Source organism: Paenibacillus sp. 7516 (assembly GCF_002272715.1).
Taxonomy (GTDB): Bacteria; Bacillota; Bacilli; order Paenibacillales; family Paenibacillaceae; genus Paenibacillus; species Paenibacillus illinoisensis_A.
The window spans coordinates 1-12,445 of record NZ_NPBI01000007.1 but is presented as its reverse complement, the minus strand read 5'-3'; the positions used below and the strand labels follow the sequence as shown (position 1 = coordinate 12,445).

The window sequence follows — 12,445 nt, the reverse complement described above, 5'->3', positions numbered from 1 at the left end:
GGTGAAAGCAATTGGACGAGCGTAAAGCTTCACATTTGAACCATGCTGATCTGTGGGAAAAGTGGAAAGAACACGGAGATCTTGAAGCCAAAAAAGCTTTAATTGAAAAATATCTTCACATTGTGAATTATGTATCCGGTCGTTTGGCTGTTGGATTACCTAAAAATGTCCCAAAAGATGATCTGGAGAGCAACGGCGTTATGGGACTAATCGATGCTCTTGAGAAATTCGACTATGAACGAGGCCTTCAATTTGAGACGTACGCCTCATGGCGTGTTCGTGGAGCGATCTTGGATGGTTTGCGTCAAGGAGATTGGGTTCCCCGTTCCGTGCGAGAAAAGGCTAAACGAATCGAAGATGCCTATCAGCAGCTGGAGCAAACCTATCTACGATCAGTAAGCGATGAAGAAATGAGTCAGTATCTTGACGTGTCGACAAAGGACTTCCAACATATGCTCCAGGAAGTGGCGGTAATGTCACTGTGCTCTCTTGAAGACCCGATACGGGAAGAAGAATCAGAGACACGTCTTTCCTTAATGGTCGATGAAAAGGCCAAAAATCCAGATTACAAAGTGAACGAGTTTTATCTGAAGGATGCTTTGGTTCAGGGACTCGATAAGCTGACAGTTAAAGAGAGAACGGTAGTTTCCCTCTTGTATTATGAAGACTTATCGCTTAGTGAGATCGCTGAAGTAATGTCTCTTTCACCATCGCGTATATCTCAGCTGCATTCCAAAGCCATTTTGAGACTCCGTGGAACGCTCGAAAAACAGAAGGATCTGTTAATGCGCAAAGATTAATAGAAAGCTTGATTACATGGATTTCGGGGAGTGGAAAGTGTAAAAGGAGGAAGAACTGCATTGACACAGCGAATTGCTTTGGAACAATGCCTTAGCGTTGTTTTATCGGAAGATAAAAGTACGGCCTACCTTGAGTTTTCCAAGCAGGAAGAAGGTTTCACCTGCACGCTGGATGAACTGGAACAGTTTATTGCGGGTCAGGGCATTAAGTATGGTGTGCTGCGTGAGGCACTGCTCGTGTTTGTGAATCAACCTGAAACATATATGAATACGCAGTTGAAGATCGCCGAAGGCATCGCGGCTGTTCCTGGAACAGACGGGTACATTAAGGTATTGGTTGGCATGGACGATGCGAGTGAACGGCGGCCTCTGGAAGCGGAAGATGGCAAGGTGGATTACAAAGAAGTAACTCGGTTGAATAATGTAAAATCAGGTCAAATCATTGCCGAGCGCATTCCTCCAGTGGATGGTTCAGTAGGTCAGGCCGTTACTGGTGAGGAAATTCCTTTTCGACCAGGGAAAGACGCACGATTCAAAGTGGGGAAAAATGTTGTTATTAATCCGGATGGATCTGCAATGTATGCCGCCTTGGATGGATTGGTGACCAAAACGGAAGGGAATAAACTGAATGTATTCCCGGTATACGAAATAAATGGCGATGTAGACTACAATATCGGTAATATTGATTTTGTAGGTACGGTGGTCATACGCGGTAATGTACTAACTGGTTTTAAAATAAAAGCTGCGGGTGACATTCGCGTTGTCGGCGGTGTCGAAGGCGCAGAGCTAGAAGCAGGGGGCTCTGTTGAGATCACTGGTGGTATCATCGGATATAACAAAGGGCTTGTTCAGGCGGGTCACAATGTCAAATGCACCTTTATTCAGGAAGGTAGCGTAGATGCAGGTGAAGATGTTCTCGTCTCCCAAAGCATTATGCATTCCAATATCCGTGCAGGCAGGAGCGTGATCTGTGCCGGCACCAAAGGCCTTATTGTTGGTGGATCCATTCAAGCCGGTGAAAATGTTTCAGCACGAATTGTGGGGAACAGCATGTCGACAGTAACTTCGATTGAAGTTGGTGTTCTACCCAAACTGCGTAACGAACTGAGTGAATTGCGTAAAGGGCTTAGGGAACAGATGGATTCCTTGGACAAAACGAAAAAAGCATTGGTACTGCTGGATCAATTAGCTGCTGCTGGACAACTGAGTCCTGACAAAATGGCAATGCGAGTTAAGCTTACGGCTACACAAAAGTCGGCACTTCGTCTTAATGAGGAAACTAAGTCACGTATATTCGAAATTGAAAAAGTATTGGAAGATACGAGCAGAGCCCGGGTGGATATTCTCAAGATGATTTACGGAGGCTCTAAGATAGTTATCGGCAGATACACCAAATTTATTAAAGATCCTGTGAGTAGAATTTCATTTTATTATCATGACGGGGACATTACGATGACTCCATTCGTTTAAGTACAGCATCAGGCACAGGTAGAAAACCATTCGAAACCGTGAGGTGAGCGTATGAGTTTTAAGGCAGTAGAGTTGCAGATTGCAGTACCACGAACAAGTGAAGCCGGTCGGTATCAGAGCGAATATCAGCAGCGACCGGTCACGGACCAGAATTTACTGGCGGTGCAAACAGCCAAGGAAGCAGAAGAGGCAAGACAGCGTAGTGAAGCGATGGAAGAAACAGCACATACAGGTGTACGAGACGGTCAATCTAGTAATGGAGAGCACGAAGGGGGTTCCGGGGAGCAGGAGACGATCCAGATGTCAGAGCAAGTCAAACCTGCGGAGCATCCGTACAAAGGAAAGCATGTGGATCTGTCATTGTAACCCTTCCCGTATTACGAAAATGAAGACTTGAGCTTTGAAGGCGATATCCAAAGGAGAGGAACCAATTTGTCACCATGGGTTATTATTGTCATATTAGGTGCCTGTGCCATTGCATATGCATTCATCATGCCCAAGAAAACTAAGAAGCCAGAACCGAGCCAACAATTAGTGCAAGAGATGGAATCCACACTTGAACATTATATGGCTGAAATCGAAAGCGATAATGATGCCCTTATTCAGCGTGTTGCTGAAATGAAGGGAGAGGCGGCAGCTGCAGATCAACGCATGCAAATGCAGCTTGAAGAATTGCAGAAGCGTCTCAATGAACTTGAAAAAAGCAAAGAGTCCGAAACCCATCATGTTTCAGATATATCAAAGGATGAATTCAATGCCTTGCAGGCTCAGGCTCTTATGGCTAGTGTGAGAGAAGACGCCGCAAAGCAGATTTCAGAAATGGAGCCATCACTAAGTGGCCGAGAGCCTGTCAATGAGCGAGAGTCAATCAAAGATCGGTATTCAGAAGTGTTTCATTTGTATGATGAAGGCAAATCAGTGGATGCGATCGCAAAACAGACCGGCATACAACGTGGTGAAGTACAGCTGATTCTTCAGCTGGCAGAACGGGAGGAAGGCTAAGAGATGGACAAGCGCTCCCTATGGATTGGAATTGGAACGGGCATGATCATTGGAGCAGTGCTGCTTCAGCTTGCCACAGTGGGGCAAAACGCCCTATCGGACAGCAGTTTGGAAACGGATCCGGCTGCAGCCAATCTGACGAAAGAAGAGTTGGAGTTGGCTGCCAAAAGCATGGATTTGAAGCTTGTTGGTTCAGAGGACGAACTATATACGGAAGCCGAATGGGTACAAAAGAAGAAGCAGGAGAGCAGTGAAATGCAGGGAGAAACGGCTGCTGCTCCGGAGAAGGCAGAGGATACAAGTGATCCGGAAGCTCCCACGGAGCCTCAGCAGCCCGCTTCAAGTGGCAATGAGAGTCCGAATAATGTGAGCGAACCAAAAGCAGCAGAGCCATCGTCACCGAATACGCCTCAAAAGGCAGCAGTCACATTTAGAGTGCGTTCTGGTAACAGCTTGGCGATTGTCGCTGGTAATCTCGAGAAAGCTGGGATAGTAGATGATGCCCAGGCCTTCATTAAGGCGGGAAAGGCAGAGCGAATTAACACCAAGATTCAGGTGGGTACGTACGCACTTGAAAAAGGGGAAAGCTTCGAATCCATCATCGCCAAAATTACTAAAGAACCGTCAAGCTGAGTACACTCAGGCAAGACGGTTCTTTTTATTTTATAGTCTAATTGGGCAATAATTATAGTCGGAGATTTCACATAACATAAAAACGTTGTGCGACTAGGTATTTTTGCTTTCAAAGACTGTTGCATCAGCCAAGCAGTTATGCTATATTAGATAACGGTGTTAAAACACACGCATGTGCTAATTTTGTTGAGGGTGCTTTCCTGATGGAGAGTCTTGGCGAAAAATGATGCCGGCGGAGGACACAATAAAAACCATATTAGGAGGTGTGTGAAGATGGCAGTAATCTCCATGAAGCAGCTTCTCGAAGCTGGGGTACACTTCGGTCACCAAACTCGTCGTTGGAACCCAAAAATGGATCGTTATATCTTCACTGAAAGAAACGGAATTTACATCATCGATTTGCAAAAAACGGTGAAAAAAGTCGAAGAGGCTTACAACTTCGTTAAAGGAATCGCAGGAGAGAATGGTACAATTCTTTTCGTGGGTACTAAGAAACAAGCTCAAGATTCTGTTAAGGAAGAAGCTGAGCGCGCTGGTCAATTCTACATTAACCAACGTTGGTTGGGCGGTACTCTGACTAACTTCCAAACCATTCAAAAACGTATTGATCGTTTGAAACAATTGGAAGCTTGGGAAGAAGACGGTACATTCGCTGTATTGCCTAAAAAAGAAGTTATCTTGCTTCGCAAAGAAAAAGATCGTCTGGAGAAATTCCTCGGCGGTATTAAAAATATGAAAGGCCTGCCAAGCGCCCTGTTCATCATCGATCCACGCAAAGAGCGTATCGCTGTTGCTGAAGCTCGCAAATTGGGTATCCCAATTGTAGGTATCGTTGATACAAACTGCGATCCGGACGAAATCGATTATGTTATCCCAGGTAACGACGATGCAATCCGTGCTGTTAAGCTGTTGACAGGTAAAATGGCTGATGCCGTGATCGAAGCTAACCAAGGCGAAGAAACTTCCGCTTAATAGATTCGAACATAACGAATGAACTAAATGAAAAGGGTGGTTGGTAGGTGGATAACCTCTCACTGCCCTTTTTTTAGAGTGTACGTGTACGTACAATACTTATTTTGGAGGGAATTAATAATGGCAGTTAACGCGAGTGCAGTAAAAGAACTTCGTGAAAAAACGGGCGCTGGTATGCTCGATTGCAAAAAAGCACTGGAAGAAGCAAACGGTGATATCACAAAAGCGGCTGAAATTCTGCGTGAAAAAGGTCTTTCCGCAGCTGCAAACAAAGCAGGACGTGCAGCTACTGAAGGTACTGTAGAATCTTATATCCACGCTGGTGGCCGTATCGGTGTCCTGGTAGAAGTTAACTGCGAAACTGACTTCGTAGGTAAAACAGACCAATTCAAAGATTTCGTTAAAGACATCGCTATGCAAATCGCTGCAGCTAGTCCGAAATTCGTAACTCGTGAAGAAGTTCCTGCAGAAGAGCTGGAAAAAGAAAAAGAAATCTTGAAAGCTCAAGCGCTGAACGAAGGCAAACCAGAAAAAATCGTTGAGAAAATGGTTGAAGGCCGTATCGGTAAATACTACGAAGAGTACTGCCTGATGGAACAAACTTTCGTTAAAGATCCAGACAAAACAATCTCCCAATTGCTGAACGAAAAAATCAGCCAAATCGGTGAGAACATCTCCATCCGTCGTTTCGTTCGTTACGAACTGGGTGAAGGTTTGGAGAAAAAAGTAGATAACTTCGTAGAAGAAGTTATGTCCCAAGTGAACAAATAAGACGGTTTCATACCGGCAAGCAGAAATTGGTTTTCGAAGATATAAGAATGATAAAACTTCGAAGCAGAGCTCCCTTATATCTCAGGAAAACAGTGCCTAACCGGTTAATCGTTTTTCTAAAAGAGTGGAACACAGTCGTGTTCCTTTCTTTTTAAGCAGGAGGCCATGCGCGAGAAGTTTTGTTGATTGAACACCGAAGGTGCTCAAGTTTAAAGTGGAGGGTGAACAATTGGAACAGCCAGTATTCAAACGCGTTGTCTTAAAGGTTAGTGGGGAGTCCCTTTCCGGTCAAAACGGCTATGGTATTGATGCAGAGACGATCTCGTCGATTGCTCAGCAGGTAAAAGAAGTTGTTGAACTTGGTGTGCAGGTTGCCATCGTATGTGGTGGCGGAAACATCTGGCGTGGAATCGCCGGCAGCGAAAACGGCATCGATCGAGCAACAGCCGACTATATGGGAATGTTAGCTACAGTAATGAACTCGCTAGCACTGCAAGATGCATTGGAACAGATTGAAGTGCCTACACGTGTACAGACTTCAATTGCCATGCAGCAAATTGCAGAGCCATATATCCGTCGCAGAGCTATTCGTCATCTGGAGAAAGGCCGTGTCGTTATTTTTGCAGCAGGTACAGGTAACCCGTTCTTCTCCACGGATACAACAGCAGCACTGCGCGCAGCGGAGATCGAAGCAGAAGTCATCCTGATGGCTAAAAACAAAGTTGATGGCGTATACTCGGCCGATCCGTTCAAGGATAGTACAGCTGAGAAATATGAGCAATTGACTTACCTCGATGTACTTAACAAAAATCTTGGTGTAATGGATTCGACGGCGTCCTCGCTCTGTATGGACAACAATATTCCGTTGATCGTATTTGCCATTACAGAACAAGGTAACATCAAACGTGTAGTTCTCGGTGAACGCATCGGAACAATCGTTAAAGGGAGTGTAGATTAATGCCAGAAGCGGTTAAAAAACATGCCGAAGAACGTATGGATAAAGCAATTCAAGCGTTACGTCGTGATCTTGCCACTTTGCGTGCAGGACGTGCAACTCCGGCTCTTCTGGACCGGGTTCAGGTAGAGTACTATGGAGCAATGACACCACTTAATCAACTCGCGAATATTAGCACACCAGATTCCCGTACGCTGATGATTCAGCCATGGGACAAATCTTCTATGGGCGAAATCGAACGTGCGATCATGAAGTCGGATCTGGGATTAACACCGGCCAACGATGGTAACATGATTCGTTTGTCCATTCCTCCACTTACAGAGGAGCGCAGAACAGAACTCGTAAAACTGACGAAAAAGTTCGGTGAAGAAGGAAAAGTTGCGATTCGTAACATTCGTCGTGATGCGAATGATGATATCAAAAAAATGGAGAAGTCAGAGATTTCCGAGGACGAGTCCCGGAGACATCAGGACGATATCCAAAAATCGACCGACAAGTTTATTGCTGAAGTCGATAAGGTACTCGCTGCCAAAGAAAAAGAAATTATGGAAGTGTAAGACAAGCGCAGCCCCTCCAATACGGTGGGGTTTTGTCTCTTTTTCTAGTCTTCAGGTGAAGAAACTTCAGGGATTTTGGAGGAACAGGAATGATCAAACGGGTTCGGTCGTGGTGGAATGGGGCTGCAAAGCAGGAAACGCTGACTATATCCGAGGATAATATCCCGCAGCACGTTGCCATTATTATGGACGGGAATGGTCGATGGGCCAAACGTCTGGGTCTGCCACGCATAGCTGGGCATCAGAATGGCATGAAGGCAGTGAAACGTGCAACCATCGCGGCGGATGAACTGGGCATCAAATATCTGACGATGTATGCTTTTTCGACAGAAAACTGGACACGTCCAAAAGAAGAAGTGGATTTTCTAATGAGACTTCCACAAGAATTTCTGGCGATTGAGTTAGATGAACTTATAGAAAAGAATGTCCGCATACGCATGATGGGGCAGGAAGAGAAGTTACCTTCACATACCGTTAATGCCTTACGTGAAGCAATTCGTCTCACGGAACACAATACGGGACTTGTATTGAACTTTGCAATGAATTATGGAAGTCGTCGAGAAATGACGGACTGTGTGAAGCAGATTGCGCTGCAGGTCCAGTCGGGGGAACTCTCGGCAGAAGACATTACACCTGAGCTCATAGACAAACATATGTTGACTGTGGATATGCCTGATCCGGATCTGTTAATCCGGACAAGTGGAGAATTAAGGCTCAGTAATTTTATGCTTTGGCAGCTTGCATATAGCGAGCTATGGTTTACGGATATATACTGGCCCGAATTTGGCAAACAGCACTTGCTTGAAGCAGTAGCCGAATATCAGCGCAGAACAAGGCGTTACGGCGGTTTGAAATAGATGGAGGATGAAGCCGTTGAAACAGCGATTAACGACAGGGATAGTAGCAGGTGTGTTGTTTTTGGGTTTTTGCATGCTGGGCGGACCTTGGTATCATGGCCTGGTACTGCTTATGGCTCTCATCGGTTATTATGAATTTGTGAAAATGACGGGGGTACAACCTTTTTCAGGTGTAGCCCTGATTGGATATGCAGGTGTTTTTGCACTTGTCTTTCCATGGGAAATGGTGTGGGAAGGCAGACCGCTGACGCTGTTCCAGATCAGTTGGCTGGTTATGCTTGTTTTAATGACGGCCTCGGTGATAACCAAGAACAGGATTCCTGTGAATACAATCGCCATGCTCTTTTTGGGTGTGCTGTATATAGGTATCGGTTTTTATTATATTGCTGAGTCCAGACATCTTCATCACGGGCTCTTTTGGACATTCCTATTATTAGGCTCTATCTGGGCCAGTGACGCTGGTGCCTACTTTGTGGGGAAGCTTATGGGAAAAAACAAATTATGGCCATCAATAAGTCCTAACAAAACGGTAGAAGGCGCGTTGGGCGGTATTGTGATTGCCGTTGTAACATCTGTTGTGTTTGCGATGTTATCGGATGGCTTGTTATCTTGGCAGAGAGCAATATTGATTGGGCTCGCATGTGCTGTAGTCGGCCAGATGGGAGACCTAATCCAATCCGCTTACAAACGTGTGTACAATATTAAGGATTCCGGCAACCTTCTTCCGGGGCATGGAGGTATTCTGGATCGGTGCGACAGCTGGATTGTTGTGTTTCCATTTGTACATATACTAATGCTTCTGCCTTACTAATGTTTTGAACATAAGACGTGTATAACAAATGAATTTGAAATGATGCACGCAATGGATAAATAAAGATGAGGTGCAGCATGAAGAAAATAGCAATTCTCGGATCCACCGGTTCGATTGGAACTCAAACATTGGATGTCGTTGACATGCATCCTGAGCTTTATCAGGTGGAGGGCCTGGCTGCCGGAGGAAATACTGAACTTTTAATCAAACAAGCCAATCGCTATCTTCCAAAAAAGGTATCGGTAGGTACCAAAGAATTGGCTGAGACGATCGCCCCGCACTTACCTGCGGGAACGCAGCTCTTCTATGGAAAAGAGGGCTTGGTGGAAGTAGCAGCCGGGACGGACGCAGATACTGTGGTGACAGCTGTCATGGGGAGCGTAGGGCTCGAATCAACACTGGCTGCCATTGAAGCAGGCAAACAGATAGGGCTAGCCAATAAGGAGACACTGGTGACGGCAGGACATATTGTGACAGCGCGAGCTGCGGAAAAAGGTGTCTCTTTGCTGCCGATCGATAGCGAGCACTCTGCGATATTTCAATGTTTGAACGGAGAAAACCGTAACCGGGTAGCAGGAATTACCCTTACGGCCTCAGGGGGTTCTTTCCGCGATTTCTCACGTGAACAGCTGCGGGATGTTACGGTTGAAGATGCCCTGAAGCATCCCAATTGGTCGATGGGCTCCAAAATCACGATTGATTCCGCAACGATGGTGAATAAAGGCTTGGAAGTGATAGAGGCTCATTGGCTGTTCGGGTTGACCTATGACCAGATTGACGTGCTGCTTCACCCAGAGAGTATCATACATTCCTATGTTGAATTTGAGGATACGAGCATCATTGCTCAACTTGGCAATCCGGACATGCGTGTTCCGATTCAGTACGCGTTAACTTATCCAGATCGGCTGCCTTCACCAGCACAGCGATTATCATTGGCCCAAGCAGGCAAGCTGCAATTCCGTGAGATGGATATGGAGCGGTTCCCTTGTTTAAGACTGGCTTATGAGTGTGGTAAAATGGGAGGGACTGCAACTACGGCATTTAATGCCGCGAATGAGGTTGCTGTAGCACGCTTCTTGCGCAAAGAGATTTCGTTCCTTAAAATAGAGGATATTATTGCTTCCGTGCTGGATGCACACCGCAATGTGGAGAATCCTGATCTCGAAGAAATTGCAAGATGTGACCAGGAAAGTCGTAAACATGCTTTTAGTCTGTAATCCTTTTTTCATTACAAATATGGAAGAAGTGATTCTCTTGTGCGGCACCTTGGAATAATGATAATCTAAAGGGACAGACTTCGGTTCGTGCCGTGAAGGAGGATGGATAGGGATTGGAAACCATACAAGTTGTATTTCTAACGGTGCTCATGTTCTTTGTCATCGTGACGGTTCATGAATGGGGGCATTATTATTTTGCCAAACGCGCCGGTATTCTTGTAAGGGAATTTGCGATCGGTTTTGGTCCCAAATTGTTCTCATATAAAAGAAACGAGACCCAGTTTACATTGCGTTTGCTTCCATTTGGCGGATATGCACGTATGGCTGGTGAAGACCCCGAGCTTGTGGAAATTCAAGAGGGTCAGACCATTGCGGTTAGACCGATGGATGATCAAGTGAAAATGATTTATTTGGATCAATTGGATAATCGTAAAAATGTAATACGTGGCGAAGTGATCTCCATTGATATGGAGAATGCGTTGAAAATGCAATTGGATGTTGATGGAGAGGTACAACACTACCGTATACATCCACAAGCAATGCTCGTTAGTCGCGGTAAACAAACACAAATTGCTCCGAAAGACCGGCAGTTTGGCAGCAAGACGGTTGGACAACGGGCGATGGCGATTTTTGCTGGACCATTGATGAACTTCATTCTGGCTTTTGTCTTGTTTGCCGTGTATGCACAAATGGCCGGAGTTCCGGTGGAAAACCCTAAAAATCTGCAAATCGGTGAAGTACTTGAGGGCGGCGCTGCCGACCAGGCCAACCTGAAAGAAGGAGATATCATTGAGACTATCAATGGTACGGCTATAGGTACTGATTCGCAAAAAATGGTGGCTATGATTGCTGAGTCGAAAGACAAGCCGATGGAATGGACCCTGCGTCGGGGAGAAGAAACATTCAATATAACGATTACCCCCCGTACTGTAGAGGGACAAGAGGGTGGTAAGGTAGGAATCGTGCCAACACTGCCAACCCGATCTGTTGGATTTGCAGAAACGTTCAAAGTATCAGGTTTAGCCATGGTGGACACCACAAAAGTCATCTTTGAAGGTTTCAAACATCTGATTAATCAGTTTAACATGGACGACATCGGCGGACCGGTACGTACATTTGAAGTAACAGGTCAGATTGCCAAACAGGGCATTGAACAGCTAACAAGATGGGCTGCTATTTTGAGTTTGTACCTTGGAATCTTCAACCTGTTGCCCATACCTGCGCTGGATGGCAGCCGATTGGTATTCCTTGGAATTGAAGCGCTAAGAGGACGGCCTGTTGATCCTAACCGTGAAGGAATGGTTCACTTTATAGGCTTTGCCATGCTGTTTGTACTGATGCTGGCTGTAACATATAATGATATACTACGTTTAATTAACGGATAATTATGGTTTGACTACACTCTGAATTTGCAGAGAGGGTCGTTATGGGAGGACGCTGGAGTCTTATGTCAAAGGAAAATGATAAACAATTCGTGACTGAAATCACACCACAGGGCGAGGATTTCTCCCGTTGGTACATTGATGTTATTAAAAAGGCCGATCTGATGGATTATTCGCCGGTTCGCGGATGTATTGTGTTCAAGCCGGATGGATTTGAGATCTGGGAACATATCAAGGATGAACTGGATCGTCGTTTCCGCGAAACGGGCCATCGCAACGCGTATTTCCCAATGTTCATTCCAGAGAGCTTTTTCCAAAAAGAAAAAGAGCATGTTGAAGGGTTCAACCCGGAATTGCCTTGGGTTACCGAAGCTGGTGGTGAAAAGTTGGAAGAACGTCTGGCAATTCGTCCGACTTCCGAAACCATCATTGGTCACATGTATTCCAAATGGATTCAATCCTATCGTGATCTTCCTGTTCTGATCAACCAGTGGGCTAACGTTGTTCGTTGGGAGAAAAGAACATTGCCTTTCCTACGGACAAGCGAATTCCTCTGGCAGGAAGGTCATACGGCTCACGAAACGGAAGAAGAAGCACGTGAGGAAACGATGCGCATGCTTGAAATCTATCGCGAAGTCGTGGAAGAGTATTTGGCTATCCCGGTTATCAGTGGTCAAAAAACGCCTTCAGAGAAATTTGCAGGTGCGGTGGATACATACTCCATCGAAGCGATGATGAAAGATGGACGTGCCGTACAGGCCGGAACTTCTCACTTCATGGGTACTAACTTTGCCAAAGCATTTGAGATTCAATATCTCAGCCGTGAAAATGTACTTGAGCATGCCTATACGACATCGTGGGGCGTAAGTACACGCTTGATCGGTGCGCTGATCATGGTACACGGTGATGATCGTGGTCTGGCACTTCCTCCAAAAGTGGCACCAACCCAAGTCGTGATGATTCCAATTGGACCGCCAAAAACGCGTGATGCCGTTGTGGGTCGTGCGGACGAACTGTT

At 45.7% G+C, this 12,445-nt stretch carries 14 protein-coding genes; all 14 read left to right on the top strand.

All coding sequences use genetic code 11. The features are described from left to right. The first annotated feature begins 11 nt into the window (after positions 1–11). Positions 12–800, top strand: a complete 789-nt coding sequence (locus CHI14_RS07435; protein WP_095287807.1) for a FliA/WhiG family RNA polymerase sigma factor — start codon at positions 12–14, stop codon at positions 798–800. A 60-nt stretch (positions 801–860) separates the two neighbouring features. Next, positions 861–2,270 (top strand): DUF342 domain-containing protein, encoded by a 1,410-nt coding sequence (locus CHI14_RS07430; protein ID WP_095287806.1) that lies wholly within the window; start codon positions 861–863, stop codon positions 2,268–2,270. 51 nt (positions 2,271–2,321) lie between these two features. After that, on the top strand, positions 2,322–2,636 hold the full coding sequence (locus CHI14_RS07425) for a hypothetical protein (protein WP_095287805.1): 315 nt from the start codon (positions 2,322–2,324) through the stop codon (positions 2,634–2,636). A 27-nt stretch (positions 2,637–2,663) separates the two neighbouring features. Then, complete coding sequence (locus tag CHI14_RS07420) at positions 2,664–3,272, top strand: DUF6115 domain-containing protein (RefSeq protein ID WP_141236648.1); 609 nt, start codon at positions 2,664–2,666, stop codon at positions 3,270–3,272. Positions 3,273–3,275: 3 nt separating this feature from the next. Beyond that, on the top strand, positions 3,276–3,905 hold the full coding sequence (locus tag CHI14_RS07415) for an endolytic transglycosylase MltG (RefSeq protein WP_095287803.1): 630 nt from the start codon (positions 3,276–3,278) through the stop codon (positions 3,903–3,905). A gap of 273 nt (positions 3,906–4,178) precedes the next feature. Continuing rightward, positions 4,179–4,877 (top strand): 30S ribosomal protein S2, encoded by a 699-nt coding sequence (gene rpsB, locus CHI14_RS07410; RefSeq protein ID WP_047842496.1) that lies wholly within the window; start codon positions 4,179–4,181, stop codon positions 4,875–4,877. 120 nt (positions 4,878–4,997) lie between these two features. Continuing rightward, positions 4,998–5,648, top strand: coding sequence for a translation elongation factor Ts (tsf, locus tag CHI14_RS07405; protein WP_095287802.1), 651 nt, complete (start codon positions 4,998–5,000; stop codon positions 5,646–5,648). Positions 5,649–5,877: 229 nt separating this feature from the next. Next, entirely contained in the window at positions 5,878–6,606 is a 729-nt protein-coding gene (pyrH, locus tag CHI14_RS07400) for a UMP kinase (protein ID WP_095287801.1), read from the top strand. Then, positions 6,606–7,160 carry a ribosome recycling factor gene (frr, locus tag CHI14_RS07395; protein WP_095287800.1) on the top strand — a complete coding sequence of 185 codons (555 nt, stop codon included), beginning with the start codon at positions 6,606–6,608 and terminating at the stop codon, positions 7,158–7,160. The genes pyrH and frr overlap by 1 nt, the downstream gene beginning before the upstream one ends. An 89-nt stretch (positions 7,161–7,249) precedes the next feature. Beyond that, a complete protein-coding gene (locus tag CHI14_RS07390) occupies positions 7,250–8,017 on the top strand; it encodes an isoprenyl transferase (protein ID WP_095287799.1) in 768 nt (255 codons plus the stop codon). 16 nt (positions 8,018–8,033) lie between these two features. Further along, positions 8,034–8,828 (top strand): phosphatidate cytidylyltransferase, encoded by a 795-nt coding sequence (locus CHI14_RS07385; RefSeq protein ID WP_095287798.1) that lies wholly within the window; start codon positions 8,034–8,036, stop codon positions 8,826–8,828. Between the two features lie 77 nt (positions 8,829–8,905). Then, the gene (locus CHI14_RS07380; protein ID WP_095287797.1) at positions 8,906–10,045 is read left to right on the top strand and encodes a 1-deoxy-D-xylulose-5-phosphate reductoisomerase; all 1,140 of its coding nucleotides are present in this window, start codon (positions 8,906–8,908) and stop codon (positions 10,043–10,045) included. A gap of 113 nt (positions 10,046–10,158) precedes the next feature. Beyond that, positions 10,159–11,430: an RIP metalloprotease RseP gene (rseP, locus tag CHI14_RS07375; protein WP_095287796.1), complete on the top strand. Its 1,272-nt coding sequence runs from the start codon at positions 10,159–10,161 to the stop codon at positions 11,428–11,430. A 62-nt stretch (positions 11,431–11,492) separates the two neighbouring features. After that, on the top strand, positions 11,493–12,445 hold a 953-nt coding region (gene proS / locus CHI14_RS07370), incomplete at its 3' end, for a proline--tRNA ligase (RefSeq protein ID WP_095287795.1).